Origin of the sequence: Mesorhizobium sp. M1142 (assembly GCF_040318565.1) — a bacterium.
GTDB lineage: Bacteria > Pseudomonadota > Alphaproteobacteria > Rhizobiales > Rhizobiaceae > Mesorhizobium.
The window spans coordinates 1-16,468 of sequence record NZ_JAMYMK010000011.1 but is presented as its reverse complement, the minus strand read 5'-3'; the positions used below and the strand labels follow the sequence as shown (position 1 = coordinate 16,468).

Genomic DNA, 16,468 nt, shown 5'->3' with positions numbered 1-16,468 from the left:
CCGCAAAGGTTTTGCAGCGCCGCAGGTTTGTAGAACGTCCTCTCCTCCTACCATCCGGTATGCGTTGCGTCGTTTGGACGCGCGAACGGCGCTGTAGCAATTTGCCGTTGCGCATGGTCCTTTCGCAAAATCGATTCCGATTGTCAGGGTCATGCGTTAGACCTGACAGGCACCTTATCCGGAAATCCGATGGCGGGAGGCGCTGGTGGAAGGCCAGGACGAACAGATGACCGGCGCCAGGGCCGCCGAGGAGCGCCGCGCCGACATCTATGACGAGGACGGCGTCATCCTGTCGTCGTTCCTCGCCCAGATCGGGGCCGCGATCGCCGATCGCGATACGCTGACGCTGAAGCGTGAAGTCGACGATCTGCACCAGTCGGAACTCGGCCACCTGCTCGAGGCGCTGCATCCGGAACAGCGACGCGCGCTGGTCGAATTGCTGGGCAAGGATTTCGATTTTTCCGCGCTGACCGAGGTTGACGAGGCGATCCGCCGCGACATCGTTGACAGTCTGCCCAATGCGCAGATCGCCCAGGCGGTGCAGGATCTCGATTCCGACGATGCCGTCTACATTCTCGAAGACCTCGACCAGGAGGACCAGGACGAGATCCTGTCGCAACTGCCGTTCACCGAGCGGATCAGGCTGCGGCGCTCGCTCGATTATCCCGAAGAGACCGCCGGCCGCCGCATGCAGACGGAGTTCGTCGCGGTGCCGCCCTTCTGGACGATCGGCCAGACGATTGACTACATGCGCGAGGACAACAATCTTCCCGACCGTTTCAGCCAGATCTTCGTCATCGATCCGAGCTTCAAGCTGCTCGGCGCCATCGACCTCGACCAGATCCTGCGTACCAAGCGCTCGGTCAAGGTCGAAGAGGTCATGCATGAGACCAGGCATGCCATCCCGGCCACCATGGACCAGGAGGAGGCGGCGCGCGAATTCGAACAATACGATCTTCTGTCCGCCGCCGTCGTCGACGAGAACGAGCGGCTGGTCGGCGTGCTGACCATCGACGACGTCGTCGACGTCATCCAGCAGGAGGCCGAGGAAGATCTGCTGCGCATGGGCGGCGTCGGTGACGAAGAACTCTCGGACAGCATCTTTTCGACCTCGCGCTCGCGCGTGCCCTGGCTGCTGGTCAATCTTTTGACGGCTTTCCTGGCGGCTTCGGTGATCGGCCTGTTCGACCGCACCATCGAGCATATCGTGGCGCTGGCGGTGCTGATGCCGATCGTCGCCGGCATGGGCGGCAATGCCGGCTCGCAGACCATGACCGTCACGGTGCGGGCGCTGGCGACCAGGGACCTCGACATCTACAATGCCGGCCGCATCATCCGCCGCGAGATCGGGGTGGGCTTCATCAACGGCATCATTTTCGCCATCCTGATCGGCCTCGTGGCTGCTGCCTGGTTCCACGATCGCAATCTCGGCGGCATCATTGCGGCTGCGATGATCATCAACATGTTCGTGGCGGCTCTGGCAGGCATCCTTATCCCGCTGCTGCTCGACCGCTTCAAGATCGATCCGGCTGTGGCTTCGGCGGTTTTCGTCACCACGGTCACCGATGTCGTCGGTTTCTTTGCCTTTCTCGGGCTCGCCACATGGTGGTTCGGCGTGCGCTGAACGGCACCTCAATTGACTTTTACGTAAATGCCGTGCGAGGCTTTGGAAAGCGCCTTGTCCGCCGATTCTGGTACGCGCCTGAGCGCCGGCGGCGCCGGCCAGTTGGAACTCGCGGCGTGGTCGGGGCATTGGAGTGACGATGCGGGAATATTATTCGATCACGGAACTGACCCGGGAATTCGACGTGTCGACGCGGACGTTGCGCTTCTACGAGGATGAAGGGCTGGTGCAGCCGGTAAGGCGCGGCCGCACCCGGCTGTTCCGGCCATCGGACCGGCATCTGATCCGCCAGATCATGCGGGGAAAAAGGCTCGGCTTCTCGATCAACGAGATCCGCGAAATCATCCAGATGTACAGGGAGCCGCCCGGCGAGGTCGGCCAACTCAAATTGATGATCAAGCGAATCGAGGAAAAGCGTGAGCATTTGCGCCAGAAACGCCGCGACCTCGAAGAGACCCTGGCCGAACTCGACCAAGCCGAGGAATCCTGCGTCGAGCGGCTGGTGGAACTCGGCGTCACCACATAGGCGCGGTGTCAGCCTCGGCTCAAATCCAGCGCCGCACCCTTTTGGCGTAGTCCCGGTACTTTTTGCCGAATTTGGCGGTCAGCACCTTCTCCTCGCTCTCGATCGTCAGCTTCTGCGTCAAGAACGCCGCGATGACCGCCAGCGGCAGGAACCAGGCGATCCCCGTGACAAAGGCGAGGCTGACCAGCAGCAATGTGTTGGCGAGGTAGATCGGGTTGCGGCTGACGGCGAAGGGTCCGGTGGTCACCAGATGGTCAGGCACGCCGTTCGGGTTGAGCGTCGTCTTGGCGCGGATCATGGTGCGAATTGCCGTGAACCAGAGCGCGGCAACCGCCACCAACCCCACAAGGCCGGCGGCGAACAGGATGTCGCCGAGAAGATCGCCGATCCACGGCAGCGGATAGAACAGCCCTAGCGCGACGCTGACGATGATGGCGGCGATATAGATCAGCGGCGGCCATGGGATGTGCCCCAGCTTCGGCTGCCCAGGATTTTGCTGCACGGGTTTCGGGTGACTGTCGCTCATTATTGTCCTCCCTCGATTAGCGCGTTCCCAGTTCCGCCGCCTCGGCTTGGGCGGTGCAGGTGCCGGCGAGCTCGCCAATATGCGCCTTCCACTCCAGGGACTGGTCGTTGCTGTAGAGCCGGTCAAGCGAGGCTTCGCCCTGGAGAGTGTCCAGCATGCAGGCACAATAGCTGGAGCAGAACTCGGTGTCGCGTGCCTGCTCGCAGGATATCTGGCAGGATTTCAGAAAACTCACCTCCCTGGTTTCGGCCGGCGCCGGCATGAATTGCGAAAACAGCCAGACCGAGCCGATCAGCACAGGCTGATGGATCAAATAGAAGGCAAGGCTGTGCCGGCCGATGAAGACCAGCGGGTTTGCCCAGCGGCCGGGCGCCAAGGCCGACAGCCGCGTCAGTGCGCCGGAGGTGGCGGCGAGCTTGGTAACCGCGATGCCGGCAAGTACGGCGCCGAACCAGGGCAGCAGCGGAACGTAGTCATTGGAGCGCGGGTTGGTCGCCGACAGGCCGACCCACCACAAAGCCGGATGATCGAAAAGCTCGGATCGCAAGTAGAAAGGCGCGGCGATAACGAGGGCCGCCACGGCAAGCGTCAGCAGCGCCGGCAGCCGCAGGAACGCCAGGCCGAGCAAGCTGGCGAGCGCGATCTCGTGCAATATGCCGAAGAAGATGAAGCCGTCGGGCGTGGCGATGCGGGTGACCAGCGATATTGCGAGCGCTGCCCCGGCAACCATGGCGAAGCGCTTCCAGAAGCCGGTCCAGCGGATTTTTTTGCCATGGGCGAGATAGAGGCTGATGCCGACCAGGAACAGGAAGCTCGAGGCGATGCAGCGCGCGTAGATTTTCCACCAGCCGAAGGCGGTGAGGCCGGGATCGGTGTAGCCGAAGAATTCGAGGTCCCAGGTGAAATGATAGCTCGCCATGGCAAGCAATGCGATGCCGCGTGCAATGTCGATAGCGGCGATGCGCTTCGACTTCGGTTGATCCTGAACGGCTGCGCTCGGCGTGTCGATGCTCATTGGTCTCGCTGTCTTGGTTCAGCCCCGGCAAGACGACTATCACGGTTGCCACCGTCAAAAGAAGCAGGGCCTTGCTTTGCGTTGGTGACGGCGGCATCAGGGCTGCTTTAGGCCAGAGCCGGAAAGCCTTTGGCCGGCTTCGCTTTTTGCCGTGAAGGCGTCGGTTTCCTGTTACGCGGCCAGGAATCGCCGCGGCAGATTTGTGCTCCAACCCTGCTTCGGGCGATTCGGCTTCGGGGAACACAATGGCTACCCATGTGCGCCATCCGATCTGGCTTGCGGCCTTGCGGCCGGCGGATGCCCGCACCTTCGCCTCGCTCTATGCGGTCGAATCCTTCGCGCGCGCCACCGTGTCCAGCGTCATCCCGATCCAGGCCTATGAGATACTGCACAACGAGCAGATTGTTTCGATCCTCTACACGATCGTGGCGATGCTCGGCCTGTCGGCGACGCTGTTCATGCCGATGCTGATCGCCCGCTTTGCCCGGCGCTGGGTCTATACCGCCGGCGCCTGCCTGCTGGCCGCCGGCTCGCTGTTCTTCGTCACCCATACGCTGGCTGGCCAGGTGGTCGGCATGCTCTGCCGCATCGTCGGCGCCGGCGCGCTGGCGATCACGCTCAACCTTTACATCATGGACCATATCCGCAAGACCGATTTCATGCAGGCCGAGTCGCTGCGCATGGCGTGGTCGATGCTTGCCTGGACCACCGGGCCGACCCTCGGAATTTACCTCTACACGCGTTTCGGCATCTATGCCGCGCATGGCGCGGTGGCCGTCTTCGCCATGGCTTTACTGGCGCTGTTCTGGACTTACCGGCTTGGCGATAACCCGTCGATCCGCCCCGGCAAGACGCGGCCGGTCAATCCGCTGGCCAATATCGGCCGCTTCGTCGCGCAGCCAAGGCTGAGGCTGGCCTGGCTGATCGCTTTCGGCCGCTCCTGCTTCTGGACGACGTTCTTCGTCTATGGGCCGCTGTTCATGGTGATCACCGGCGAGGGCAAGCTCGCCGGCGGCCTCTTGGTTTCGGCCGGCAATGCGCTTTTGTTCATGGCCATCTTCTGGGGCAGGGCAGGAAAGCGTTTCGGCGGCCGGCGCACCATGACGTTCGCCTATTTCGCGATGTCGGCAACGCTGCTGGCGGCCGGCGCCGTCGGCGAGGCCGCACCGCTCATCACCGGCGCCTTGCTGCTTTGCGGTGCCTTCTTCACCATCGCGCTCGATGCGCTGGGCTCGACCGCCTTCATGCGCTCGGTGCGCTCGTATGAGCGGGCACAGATGGCGGCGGTCTACCGCACCTATCTCGACTTTTCCGAGCTGACGCCGCCGCTGGTCTATTCCGTGGTGCTGGCGTTCTTCGGCCTGGGCGCGGTTTTCGCGACACTCGGCCTGCTGGCGGCGATCTGCGGCTTCGTCACCTGGCGCTATCTGCCCAAATCGCTTTGATGTTCGAGCGCCGCATGGCGCTCGAACACCCAATTGTGGAAGCGGTGCAGTGCCGCATCGAACGCAGGCCGTTCTGTTTGACCGCGCAGATCGCGACGTCTGCGGCGCCAGTTCTCCGGTTTGGCGAGGCGGCGCATTCGCCACACGATCCGGCGGAATTTGGTTTGCCGGGCGCGGCGATTCTGCCTATAGTCGCTGATGTCGTCGGTTCCGTTTGGAACCAAGAGGGAATGCGGTGCGGGCGAAATTGTTTGCCCAATGCCGTGGCTGCCCCCGCAACTGTGTGCGGTAGTCCTCTCCATATGCCACTGAAGGTTCGCCTTCGGGAAGGTGGGGAAGGGCGCTGATCCGCGAGCCAGGAGACCTGCCGGCGACAGGAAACTGACTTCTATGCCCTCGGGTGGAGGGCGAAAGGACAAGACATGAATACCGCTTCCGTTTCGCTCGGCGCTTCCGCCTCCTCGCAGTCGCGTCTCCTGCAGCTGGCGCTTGCTGCATTCCTCGGCATTTTCGTCATGGGCTTTGTCGGCTTCTCGCATATCGATGCGGTCCACAATGCCGCGCACGACTATCGCCACTCGATGGGCTTTCCCTGCCACTGACAAGGGGCTGACATCATGACACTGTTTCGCAACGTCGTCTTCATCGCGGCGATCGCAGGGCTTGTGGCCGGCGTCGTTCTCGCCTGCATGCAGGCCTACGCCACCGTGCCGCTCATCCTGAAAGCGGAAGTCTACGAACAGGCCGGCGGCGGCCATGACCATGCCGCGGCACCTGCGGCACCGGCCGAAAACGCCGCCGGCACGATGGCTATGAGCAGCGCCGCGCCGGCACCGGCTGAAGCAATGGCTCCGGCTGAAGACGAAGGCTGGGCGCCGGCCGACGGCTTCGAGCGCTTTGGTTTCAGCGTCGTTGCCAATATCGTCACCGGCATTGGCTTCGCACTGGTCCTGGTCGCGGTTTCGGAATTCGCCGGCGGCATCGGCAATTGGCGCCAGGGCCTGTTCTGGGGCCTGGCCGGCTTTGCCGTGTTCACGCTGGCGCCCGGCCTCGGCCTGGCGCCGGAACTGCCGGCGATGCCGGCGGCCGACCTTGTCCAACGCCAGATCTGGTGGTGGGCAACAGTGGTGGCGACAGCGGCCGGTCTCGGCCTTATCGCCTTCCGCAGATCGCTGCCGCTGGCGATCCTTGCCGTGGCGTTGATCGTTGCGCCGCATATTGTCGGCGCGCCGCAGCCCGACAGTTTCGAGACGGCGATCCCGGAAGGCCTGCATCATCAGTTCGTGGTGGCGGTGACGCTGACCAATCTGGTGTTCTGGCTGGTGCTCGGTATGGTCGTCGGGCTGGTGCGCGGACGCTTCACCGGCGCGGCAACCAGCCTGCGCGACAGCTTTGCCTGACCGCGCTGCCGGGGCGCTGACCCTGGTCATCGGCGGTGCGCGCTCCGGCAAGAGCGCGCATGCCGAGAGGCTGGTGAGCGCCTGTCCGGCGCCGTGGAGCTATATCGCCACAGCGCAAGCCTATGACGAGGAGATGCGTCAGCGCATCGCGCTGCACCGCTCGCGGCGAGGCGATGGCTGGACGACCATCGAGGCGCCGCTCGACCTTGCCGGCGCGATCGAGGCACTGCCCGACGGCCAGCCGGTGCTGATCGACTGCCTGACGCTGTGGCTGACCAACCATATGCTGGCCGACCATGATGTCGAGGCCGAATGCCAAAGGCTGGCCGATGTGCTGTCGCGGCCGCGTGGCCCGTGGTTCGTGGTGTCCAACGAGGTCGGCCAGGGCATCGTGCCGGACAATGCGCTGGCAAGACGGTTTCGCGATGCCGCCGGCCGGCTGAACCAGGACGTCGCGGCGGTCGCCGGCACCGTGCTTTTGATGGTGGCGGGGCTGCCGCTCAAGGTGAAATGACATGGCTGATACTATCGATCCCAAGACCATTGAACAGGGGGACGAGGAACGCCACCGCGCCAAGATGGCCAAGCGCAAGGCGGTGCAGGACGCCGAGGTTGCAGCCAAGACGGTCGAGAAGGGGCTGTTGATCGTCAACACCGGGCCGGGCAAGGGCAAGACCACGGCCGCCTTCGGTCTGGCGCTCAGGATGCTCGGCTACGGCAAGCGTGTCGGCGTCGTCCAGTTCATCAAGGGCAAATGGCACACCGGCGAGAAGGACGCCTTTGCCGCCTTCGGCGACCGTGTCCTCTGGCACGCCATGGGCGAGGGCTTTACGTGGGAGACGCAGGACCTGAAACGCGACATCGCGGCGGCCGAGGCCGCCTGGGCGAAGGCGCTCGAGCTGATGGCCGAGCCGTCGATCAGCCTGGTGGTGCTCGACGAGTTGAACATCGCGCTGCGTTACGACTATCTCGACCTCGAAAAGGTGGTCGCGGCGCTGAAGTCACGCCGCGAAGGCCTGCATATCGTCGTCACCGGCCGCAACGCCAAGCCGGCACTGGTCGAGGCGGCCGACCTGGTCACCGAGATGGCCGTGACCAAGCACCACTTCTCCGCCGGCGTGAAGGCGCAGCAGGGGATTGAGTTCTGAGGGGTGTTGCTGGTTTGTCAAGGTCAGCGCTGCCCCTCATCGCCTGCCGGCGACTTCTCCCCGTGAAGGACGGGGACAAGGAGCTAGCCGCAACGCTGGCGATCTCCCTCTCCCTGTCTTTTCACGGGGAGCTAAGGCTGAGGGGCAGCGCCGACCTGAACCGATTATTTGAGGCGTTGCCCTATTTTGTTCTTGCTTTGTGCCGGCAGCTATGCTATTAATTTCGCTATGGTGCTAATTGGCTCCAACGACCCGCCGCTTGGCGGGTTTTTTGTTTCCGTCGATCTCGAGCGCAGGTCACGCCAAGATAACAACCACTGCGACCACCCCGAACAGCGCAATCAGCAGCAAGTCGGCGACCTGGTAGAGTTTCAGCGCCCGTCGGACGTCGGTGCTCTCGACATCGTCGCGGCGGCCGCCCTCGCCCATCAACGCGTCTTCGACCATCACGCCGTCGTAGGAACGGGGGCCGGCGAGCGCCAGGCCGAGCGCGCCGGCCATCGCTGCCTCCGGCCAGCCGGCATTGGGCGAGCGGTGTTTTTTCGCATCGCGCCGCACGGCGTGCCAGGCGGCTTTGGCGTCGGCGCCCTTGACCAGGAAAGCCGCAAGCACGATCAGCAGCGCCGTCAGCCGCGACGCCGGCAGGTTGATCCAGTCGTCGAAGCGCGCAGCCGCCCAGCCGAAGGCTTCGTGGCGCGGCGTGCGGTGGCCGATCATCGAATCGGCGGTGTTTGCGGCCTTGTAGGCGACGCCGCCGGCGAGCCCGCCAATACCGATCCAGAAGGCCGGCGCGACGACGCCGTCGGAGAAATTCTCGGCAAGACTTTCGATCGCTGCGCGGCAGACAGCGGCCCTGTCGAGCTTTTCCGGATCGCGGCCGACGATCCTGGAGACGGCGATGCGGCCCATGTCCAGTCCGCCGCTGTCGAGTGCGTCGGCCACCGCTTCGACATGCTCGGCCAGGCTCTTCTGCGACAGCAGCGACGTCGCCAGGATTGCGGTGACCAACAAGCCGAAGGGAATGCTCCAAAGCATGACTTCGATCCAGAAGGCGAGGGCGGCCGGCACCAGCACGATCACCAGCAGCGCGACGACGCCCCAGCGGCGACGGTCGGCGTCGGAATCAGTGGCGCGGTTGAGCCTGCGGTCGAGAAAGGATATCAGCCTGCCGAACCAGGTGACGGGATGGCCAATGGCATCGAAGAGCCGGGCCGGGTAGCCGAGTACAAGTTCGATGGCCAGCGACAGGAAAGTGATCAGGATCGACATGAAGTCTCTTGATGGGGTGACGGCGGCAGTGGACCACGGCGGAAGCCTTGGCCGGGCGAGGGCGCTTTTCCCTCACGCGCCGCTGCCTTTCGTCGACCTCTCGACCGGGATCAATCCGCACTCCTACCCGCTTTTCGATTTGCCCGCCACCGCCCTGTCGCGATTGCCGGAAACGGCGCGCAGCCGCGACTTGGCTGAAGTCGCGGCAAGCGCCTATGGCGCGCCGTCGGCGGCGAACGTCGCGGCGGCGCCCGGCACGCAAATCCTGTTGCCGCGCGTCGCTTCGCTGGTCAGCCCGGGCAAGGTGCTGGTGCTCGGGCCGACTTATGCCGAGCATCGGCGGGCAGCAGCGATCGCCGGCCACGCGGCGGCTGAAGTCGATAATTTCGAAGCCCTGGCGGCGGCCAACCTTGCGATCGTCGTCAATCCAAACAACCCGGACGGGCGCGTCGTCGAGCGCGAAAGATTGCTTCGACTTGCCCGGGCATTACGCGCCAGAGGCGGGCTGCTGGTCGTCGACGAGGCCTTCATGGATGTCGGCCCGCGCAGCGAGAGCCTGGCCGGCGACGTCGACCAGGGCGGCATCGTCGTGCTGCGCTCGTTCGGCAAGTTCTTCGGCCTGGCCGGCCTGCGGCTTGGGTTTGCATTGGCCGACGCGCTGATGGTCGAGCGGCTGGAGGCGCAATTCGGGCCATGGGCGGTTGCCGGGCCGGCGCTCGAATATGGCATAAGGGCGCTTGCCGACACCGGCTGGCAGGCCGGGATGCGGCGCCGTCTGGCCGAGGACGCCGCACGGCTCGACACGCTGTTCGGCCGCTTCGGCGTGCCTGTCGCCGGTGGCACCACGCTGTTCCGCTATCTCAGGCTGGCGAACGCTGCCGGCCTGTTTTCGGCGCTTGGCCAGCGCGGCATCCTGCTTCGGCATTTCGCCGATCGTCCGGATGTGCTGCGCGCCGGCCTGCCGGGAGCCGACGAAGAATGGCGGCGGCTCGAATCCGCACTTGCCGGCTGGGCCTCGCGGCGCGACGATGATGCCAAGGGAGAAACGACCCAATGATCCATGTCTGCTCGCTGTCCAAAGTCGAGGAAACGGTAGCGAAGACCGGCGCCGGGCGGCTGCTTTCGCTGCTCGCCGCCGGAACGGAGGTGGTGCGACCGGCCTCGATCACCAGGGAAAACCATCTGCATCTGGTCATGCACGACATTGCGGTGGCGCAGGAGGGCATGACCATGCCGGGCGAGGAGCACGTTGTGACCCTGCTCGATTTCGCCCGCCAATGGGATCGCTCGCGCCCGCTGGTGGTGCATTGCCATGCCGGCATCAGCCGCTCGACCGCCTCGGCCTATATCATCGCGGCAGCGCTGGCGCCGAAGCGCGACGAGGCCGAGTTGGCCGAGACTCTGCGCAGGCTGTCGCCGACGGCGACACCCAATCCGCGGCTGATCGCGATCGCCGACACGCTGCTCGATCGCAGGGGCCGAATGATCGAAGCGATCCAGGCGATCGGGCGCGGCGCGGATGCTTTCGAAGGCACACCGTTCGAATTGAAAATCTGAGCCTAAAAACAAGTTCCAGGAAAGAGCGCAGGAGTTCTAGGACACAGCCAAGGAGCGAATGATGATCGGGAGAATTTTGGCAATCGTTGTTGGCGTGGTCTGCACGACAGGCAGCGCCATGGCCGCCTCCATGCCGGCTCTCAAGTCGATCGACCTGGCAGCGCTCCAAGCCACTGTCGAGCGTTTGGCCAAGGAACTTATGCTGCCCGGTGCTATGGTTTTGCTCAAGACTCCGCGGGGCAACCTCGTCTTCGGCTACGGTACGACTGAACTGGGTGCCACGAACCCGCCGCGCGCCGATACCCACTTCCGTGCGGCCTCGAACACCAAGACGATGACCGCCGCTGTTATCGTGCAACTGGTGCAGGAACGGAAACTGAGCTTCGCCGATCTGATCTCGAAATACGTCCAGCGCGTTCTCAACGGCGACGAGATAACCATTCGACAGCTCATAACAATGCGGAGCGGCCTCCCTAACTTCACAAATGCGCCGGAACTTGCCGAAAGCCTGGACAAGTATCCTTACAGGGTATGGACCGCCGATGAAGTACTCGGTATGGCGTTCAAACGGCCGCCGGACTTCGCGCCGGGTGCCGAATTCGAGTACAACAACACCAACTACTATCTGCTCGGCCTTGTTGCCGAGAAGATCGACGGCAAGCCGCTCTCGACCATCTTCCGGGACCGCTTGTTCGGGCCGCTCGGCATGAAGAACACGGCGTTGCCGCCGAGCACGTCGAACGCCATCCCCGAACCATACTCAAACGGTTACCTCTACGGCAGTACGTCGTACGCCCTGGCTGATGCGCCCTATCCGGACGACCTCCAGGCTGCGGCCAGGGCCGGAACGCTCAAGCCCAACGACGACACATGGCAGAACCCGTCCGCCTACTTTGCGGCTGGCGGAGTCATCTCCACCGCCGATGACCTCGCGACGTGGATGCGCGCGCTGGTCGGGGGCAAGCTCTTCAATGCCGACTTCCAGCGGCAGTGGCTTGCAAGCCCTGTGGCGCCGGAGCCGGGCGAACCCGCCATGCAAAAATACGGCTATGGCATCCTAACGCTGACCTTCGGGCCTAACGTAATCTACTATCACGAAGGCGAGGTGCCCGGTTACCAGTCCTTCATGGGCTACGATCCGGCCAATGACGTCACCCTGGTCATATGGACCAACCTGACTCTCGCGCTCGACGGCCAGGCGACCGCCAACACCTTGATGGTGAAGATACTGGACGAAATCTACACGGTGTCGCCGCTTCAAGAGGGGAAGTGAGGATCCTCGCGCGCGAATGGAATCGCCCCTCGTGAGCGAGGCCTGAGCTGGTGGGATCAAACACCTACGCCAGCCAATCCGCCAGCTTGGCCTTGCGCATGTCCCTCACCAAGCCGATGAAGCCGTCGGCCTGATGCTCGGCGGTGAGCCGGCCTTTTTCGGCGGTGGCAATGCTGGCGTCGCCGACCACGCCATTCGGGTTGAGATCGCTGGCGATCCAGGCGAAGGCGTGCGTTCCGGTGTGGCGCAGCAGCGAAAATTCCTTTTCGGCGCGGGCAACCTTGGACACGAAATTGTCGGCCTTGGCCATATCGACGAGGTCGGACCGGAAATGCAGCATCAGCGAGGTCTCGACGTCGCCGCCATGAATGCCGTGGCGGTCTTCGAGATCGGTGTACATACCGGCCGGCCGGCCAAAGCGCTGCCAGCTGGTCTTTAACGCCAGCATCTTTGCCCGCACACGCAATTCGCGCGTGACGATGCCCATGATCTCTTCATTGCCGCCATGCGAGTTGACGACAATCAGTTTTCGGACGCCGGCGCGCGCGACCGACAGGCCGAGTTCGGTCCATGCCTCGACCAAGGTCGTCGCCGGCAAAGTGAGGGTGCCGGGCGCATGCAGGTGCTCGTTCGACTTGCCTACCGCCTGCACCGGCAGGATGCGGATGTCGAGATCGCCGGGCAGGCGGGCGATCACCGTTTCCAGCATACCGTTCATGATCGAGGTGTCGGTCGAAACCGGCAGATGCGGCCCGTGCTGCTCGATCGCTGCCAGCGGCAGAACGGCAATGGTCGCCTCAGGATCGATGGTCGCGTATTCGGTGGTCCGGTAGTCACCCCACCATACGCGCTTTTTTGTTCCGGCCATTTTGAACCTCGAAGAGACTGAATGGGCGTTTGCGCTGCCCCTCACCCTTAGCCTCTCCCCGTGAAGGACGGGGGAGAGGGCGATCGCCAGCGTTCCGGCTAGCCCTGTCCCCGTCACTACACGGGGAGAAGGTGCCGGCAGGCGGATGAGGGGCAGCGCCAACCTTTGTCGTGTAACTTGAGATCATCGGCCTGTCGATTCCAGCCGCTGGCCAGCGCCTGCTCAACCCGCAGCGATGACCTCGATCTCGACCTTGAATTCCGGCCGGGCAAAACCGGAAACGACCATCAGCGTCGAAGCCGGCGCAGGGCTGGCGAACAGCCGGTCGCGAACTTCCATATAGGGGCGCAGGAAGGCGCGGTCGGTGACGTAGGCGTTGATGCGGACGATGTCGGACAGGCTGAGCCCGGCCTCGCCGAGAATCGCCGATATATTCTGGAAACAGAGCTCGGCCTGCGCGCCGGCGTCTTCCGGGATCTGGTCGTCCGCTGTGATCGCAACTTGGCCCGAACACAGCACCAGCCGCTTGCCGGGTGGCAACTCGACGCCGTGGCTGTAGCGGGCGAAGGGCGGCTTGATCGACTTCGGCGTGAGAAATTTGAACATGGCAATCTCCGTTCACGGCAGCCTATCGCATCGGCCCGAAAATCGAGATCGATTTTCGGAAAGCACGATGCGACAGGATACGAAGTTTTAGAGCGTACTTTGTGCGTCCAAGTGGACGCACGTCGCTCTAATGCGGGATCGATGCGGGCATCAAGATGGCGGTGCATGTCACGAGGGCGATTGTGGACAGGCGATCAAAAAATAGGCACGATGCCTTTCGTACAGCATGACCCGTCCGGCCTTCGCGCCGCCATTGCACAGGCGGGCATTGCACAAGCGGGCGGTCCCGGCGCAACGCGCCGGTGGCATGTGTCTTGCTTCTTGAAACAATGGTGTCGAGCCCGCCGCGTAATGCGCCGGAGCGAACAAAGGGTGGTGTGGATGTACGGAAAACTGAAGATTTCGGCCGGCGCGATCGTGCTGCTTGGCGCAGGCACGCTTGCTGCGGCAGCGAACGAAAAAGTCACCTTCGGCACCAATTGGTTGGCCGAGCCGGAGCATGGCGGTTACTACCAGGCGGTGGCGGATGGCACCTATGCGGCCTGCGGCATCGACGTGACGATCATGCAGGGCGGCCCACAGGTCAGCGGCCGGCCGCTGCTGCTGGCCGGCAAGATCGATTTCTACATGGGCGGCAATTTGCTGTCGGCCTTCGATGCCGTGCAGCAAGGCATACCGATGCGCGTCGTGGCCGCCGACTTCCAGAAGGACCCGCAGGTCATCATGTCCCATCCCGGCCAGGAGCTGGACAAATGGGAAGACCTGAAGAACGCCGACCAGTACATCCTCGGCGACGAAGGTGCGCAGACCTTCTTCCAGTGGATGGTCACCGACCTTGGCTTCGATGCCGCCAAGCGCGTGCCATACACCTTCAACCCTGCGCCGTTCATCGCCAACAAGAAGTCGATCCAGCAGGGTTACGTCACCTCGGAGCCATTCGCCGTTCAGAAGCAGGGCGGTTTCACGCCGAACCAGTTCCTGCTGGCCGACTATGGCTGGGACACATATGCAACGACGGTCGAGACCATGCAGGAGACGATCGACAAGCGGCCCGAGGTGGTCCAGTGCTTCGTCGATGGTTCGGCCAAGGGCTGGTACAATTATCTCTACGGCGACAACAAGGCCGCCAACGAAATGATCAAGAAGGAAAATCCGGACATGACGGATGAGCAGATCGCCTTCTCGATCGAGCAGTTGAAGAAGTTCGGCGTGGTCGATTCCGGCGACAGCGAAAAGCTCGGCATCGGCGCCATGACCGACGCGCGCATCCAGAGTTTTTACGACAAGATGGTCAAGGCGAAGGTCGCGCCGGCGGGCATCGACATCAAGAAGGCCTACACGCTTTCCTTCGTCAACAAGGGCGTCGGGCTCGACCTGAAGAAGTAGACCGTGAAGCTGGAGAAAGTGGCGCAACAGCCAGGAAGTGTACCGGGGCCGACGCTGTTGGCGCTGCGTGGCGTCGGCAAGGTTTTTTCCAACGGCGTCACCGCGCTCAGCAATGTCGAGCTGACGATCCGGGAAGGCGACTTCCTCAGCCTGCTCGGCCCGTCCGGCTGCGGCAAATCGACGGCGCTGCGGCTGATTGCCGGCCTGTCGACGCCGACCTCGGGCCTGCTCGACTGGCGCGGCAGCGGCGCCCGCGATCGTTCGAATATCGGCGACCGTTCGAATATCGGCTTCGTCTTCCAGGAGCCGACGCTGCTGCCCTGGGCCGACGTCTTCGACAATGTCTGGCTGCCGCTGCGGCTGAAGGGCGTGTCGCGGGCCAAGGCGGCACCGACGGTGATGGAGATGCTGGCACGGGTTCACCTGACCGGCTTCGAGAAGGCGGTGCCGCGCGAACTGTCGGGCGGCATGAAGATGCGCGTCTCGATCGCCCGCGCCATGGTGACCAAGCCGCGGATTCTGTTGATGGACGAGCCGTTCGCGGCACTCGACGAGATCACCCGCTTCAAGCTCAACAATGACCTTCTGGAGCTATGGCAGGATGAGCATTTCACCGTCGTTTTCGTCACCCACAGCGTCTTCGAAAGCGTTTTCCTCTCCAACCGCGTCGTCGTCATGGCGGCGCGGCCGGGCCGAGTGTTCGCGGAGCTTGCCGTCGACGCGCCCTATCCGCGCGACGAGGCGTTTCGCACCTCGCCCGACTATGCCGCGCTCTGCCGCCAGGCATCCGACGTGCTGATCGGCGCCATCAACTCAACTGCCGGACCGCATCATGACGGCCATTGAAGAACCAGTCCTGGCGCTCGACCCGGAGGAGGCGCGCCGCGTCCGCCAGGAGCGCTTCGAGCGCATCGGCAGATGGCTGCTGCCGCTGGCCATCATGATCCTGGCGATCTGGCTGTGGGACCGTGTCTGCGTCTGGAACGACGTCCCGAAATACATCCTGCCGCGTCCCGGCGTGGTGCTGCAGACGTTGCATGACGATGCCGGGCTGCTGTTCTCCTCGCTGCTGGTGACACTCAGGATCACCTTCTTGAGCCTGCTTCTCGCCGTCATCGGCGGCGTCGGGCTGGCGGTGCTGTTCGCTCAGTCGAAATGGGTGGAGATGTCGTTCTTTCCGTTCGCCATCGTGCTGCAGGTGACGCCGATCGTCGCGATCTTTCCGCTGATCAACATCTATGTCGACAACCAGACGACAAAGCTTTTGCTTTGCGCCTGGATCGTCGCCTTCTTCCCAATCCTTTCCAACACCACGCTCGGCCTCAATTCGGTCGACCGCAATCTGCGCGACATGTTCAAGCTCAACGGTGCGACCCGCTGGCAGCAATTGCGCTATCTGCGGCTGCCGGCGGCGATGCCTTATTTCCTCGGCGGGCTGAAGATCGCCGGCGGGCTGTCGCTGATCGGCGCGGTGGTGGCCGAGTTCGTCGCCGGCGCCACCGGCCAGTCGTCTGGCCTCGCCTCGCGCATCATCGAGGCCGGCTACCGGCTCAACGCACCAAGGCTGTTCGCCGCGCTGATCCTGATCTCGCTCACCGGCATCCTGATCTTCCTGGTTCTGTCGCTTGTATCGCATCTCATTTTGCGGCGCTGGCACGAGAGCGCACTGAGGCAGGAGCGGTAGGCATGGTCGGCGCCGTTACCCCCCTCTGTCCTGCCGGACATCTCCCCCTCAAGGGGGTGTTTGGACCGGGGACATCGCGAACAGGTGTGCGAGGACATCGCGAACAGTTTGGCGCGCTTTGCGCTGGGGGGTTCGGGATGC

18 protein-coding genes and 1 riboswitch are annotated in these 16,468 nt (G+C 63.7%); of the genes, 13 read left to right on the top strand and 5 right to left on the bottom strand.

Annotated features, from left to right (window positions below; translation table 11 throughout):
* Nucleotides 1–226 precede the first annotated feature (226 nt).
* The gene (gene mgtE, locus NKH42_RS18830) at nucleotides 227–1,624 is read left to right on the top strand and encodes a magnesium transporter (RefSeq protein WP_502894205.1); all 1,398 of its coding nucleotides are present in this window, start codon (nucleotides 227–229) and stop codon (nucleotides 1,622–1,624) included.
* Nucleotides 1,625–1,763: 139 nt separating this feature from the next.
* The gene (locus NKH42_RS18825; protein WP_254818129.1) at nucleotides 1,764–2,150 is read left to right on the top strand and encodes a MerR family transcriptional regulator; all 387 of its coding nucleotides are present in this window, start codon (nucleotides 1,764–1,766) and stop codon (nucleotides 2,148–2,150) included.
* Nucleotides 2,151–2,169: 19 nt separating this feature from the next.
* Here the strand turns inward: NKH42_RS18825 and NKH42_RS18820 are convergent, their stop codons facing one another.
* A complete protein-coding gene (locus NKH42_RS18820; RefSeq protein ID WP_352454650.1) occupies nucleotides 2,170–2,676 on the bottom strand; it encodes a methyltransferase family protein in 507 nt (168 codons plus the stop codon).
* A 16-nt stretch (nucleotides 2,677–2,692) separates the two neighbouring features.
* A complete protein-coding gene (locus tag NKH42_RS18815) occupies nucleotides 2,693–3,691 on the bottom strand; it encodes a heparan-alpha-glucosaminide N-acetyltransferase (RefSeq protein WP_352505713.1) in 999 nt (332 codons plus the stop codon).
* A gap of 245 nt (nucleotides 3,692–3,936) precedes the next feature.
* Here NKH42_RS18815 and NKH42_RS18810 point away from each other — a divergent pair, with 245 nt between their 5' ends.
* From NKH42_RS18810 to cobO, 5 genes are all read left to right on the top strand, one after another.
* Nucleotides 3,937–5,136, top strand: a complete 1,200-nt coding sequence (locus NKH42_RS18810) for an MFS transporter (protein ID WP_352505714.1) — start codon at nucleotides 3,937–3,939, stop codon at nucleotides 5,134–5,136.
* A gap of 188 nt (nucleotides 5,137–5,324) precedes the next feature.
* Nucleotides 5,325–5,522: riboswitch (cobalamin riboswitch) on the top strand.
* 36 nt (nucleotides 5,523–5,558) lie between these two features.
* Nucleotides 5,559–5,738: a CbtB domain-containing protein gene (locus NKH42_RS18805; RefSeq protein ID WP_352505715.1), complete on the top strand. Its 180-nt coding sequence runs from the start codon at nucleotides 5,559–5,561 to the stop codon at nucleotides 5,736–5,738.
* Between the two features lie 15 nt (nucleotides 5,739–5,753).
* Entirely contained in the window at nucleotides 5,754–6,536 is a 783-nt protein-coding gene (locus NKH42_RS18800; protein WP_352505716.1) for a CbtA family protein, read from the top strand.
* On the top strand, nucleotides 6,529–7,050 hold the full coding sequence (gene cobU / locus NKH42_RS18795) for a bifunctional adenosylcobinamide kinase/adenosylcobinamide-phosphate guanylyltransferase (RefSeq protein ID WP_352505717.1): 522 nt from the start codon (nucleotides 6,529–6,531) through the stop codon (nucleotides 7,048–7,050). Before NKH42_RS18800 ends, cobU begins: the two co-directional genes overlap by 8 nt.
* A 1-nt stretch (nucleotide 7,051) precedes the next feature.
* On the top strand, nucleotides 7,052–7,684 hold the full coding sequence (cobO, locus tag NKH42_RS18790) for a cob(I)yrinic acid a,c-diamide adenosyltransferase (protein WP_352477569.1): 633 nt from the start codon (nucleotides 7,052–7,054) through the stop codon (nucleotides 7,682–7,684).
* A 297-nt stretch (nucleotides 7,685–7,981) separates the two neighbouring features.
* On the opposite strand, the gene cbiB is transcribed toward cobO, so the two are convergent.
* A complete protein-coding gene (gene cbiB / locus NKH42_RS18785; RefSeq protein WP_352505718.1) occupies nucleotides 7,982–8,953 on the bottom strand; it encodes an adenosylcobinamide-phosphate synthase CbiB in 972 nt (323 codons plus the stop codon).
* Between cbiB and cobD the strand changes: the two genes are divergently transcribed.
* The 3 genes from cobD (at nucleotide 8,952) to NKH42_RS18770 (ending at nucleotide 11,783) form a co-directional block, all read left to right on the top strand.
* Nucleotides 8,952–10,010, top strand: a complete 1,059-nt coding sequence (cobD, locus tag NKH42_RS18780) for a threonine-phosphate decarboxylase CobD (RefSeq protein WP_352505719.1) — start codon at nucleotides 8,952–8,954, stop codon at nucleotides 10,008–10,010. The two genes, cbiB and cobD, sit on opposite strands and share 2 nt — an antisense overlap.
* Nucleotides 10,007–10,510, top strand: coding sequence for a tyrosine phosphatase family protein (locus NKH42_RS18775; protein ID WP_352505720.1), 504 nt, complete (start codon nucleotides 10,007–10,009; stop codon nucleotides 10,508–10,510). Before cobD ends, NKH42_RS18775 begins: the two co-directional genes overlap by 4 nt.
* Nucleotides 10,511–10,571: 61 nt before the next feature.
* Nucleotides 10,572–11,783 carry a serine hydrolase domain-containing protein gene (locus NKH42_RS18770; RefSeq protein WP_352905134.1) on the top strand — a complete coding sequence of 404 codons (1,212 nt, stop codon included), beginning with the start codon at nucleotides 10,572–10,574 and terminating at the stop codon, nucleotides 11,781–11,783.
* Nucleotides 11,784–11,847: 64 nt separating this feature from the next.
* On the opposite strand, the gene NKH42_RS18765 is transcribed toward NKH42_RS18770, so the two are convergent.
* Nucleotides 11,848–12,651, bottom strand: a complete 804-nt coding sequence (locus NKH42_RS18765) for a creatininase family protein (protein ID WP_352505723.1) — start codon at nucleotides 12,649–12,651, stop codon at nucleotides 11,848–11,850.
* A gap of 222 nt (nucleotides 12,652–12,873) precedes the next feature.
* A complete protein-coding gene (locus NKH42_RS18760; protein WP_352505724.1) occupies nucleotides 12,874–13,257 on the bottom strand; it encodes a RidA family protein in 384 nt (127 codons plus the stop codon).
* Nucleotides 13,258–13,638: 381 nt separating this feature from the next.
* On the opposite strand from NKH42_RS18760, the gene NKH42_RS18755 reads away from it, so the two are divergent.
* Genes NKH42_RS18755 through NKH42_RS18745 form a run of 3 tightly spaced genes read left to right on the top strand, consistent with a single transcriptional unit; the run spans nucleotide 13,639 to nucleotide 16,327 of the window.
* The gene (locus NKH42_RS18755) at nucleotides 13,639–14,643 is read left to right on the top strand and encodes an ABC transporter substrate-binding protein (RefSeq protein ID WP_352505725.1); all 1,005 of its coding nucleotides are present in this window, start codon (nucleotides 13,639–13,641) and stop codon (nucleotides 14,641–14,643) included.
* 3 nt (nucleotides 14,644–14,646) lie between these two features.
* Nucleotides 14,647–15,489 (top strand): ABC transporter ATP-binding protein, encoded by an 843-nt coding sequence (locus NKH42_RS18750; protein WP_352505726.1) that lies wholly within the window; start codon nucleotides 14,647–14,649, stop codon nucleotides 15,487–15,489.
* Nucleotides 15,476–16,327 (top strand): ABC transporter permease, encoded by an 852-nt coding sequence (locus NKH42_RS18745; protein WP_352505727.1) that lies wholly within the window; start codon nucleotides 15,476–15,478, stop codon nucleotides 16,325–16,327. The genes NKH42_RS18750 and NKH42_RS18745 overlap by 14 nt, the downstream gene beginning before the upstream one ends.
* Nucleotides 16,328–16,468: the final 141 nt, after the last annotated feature.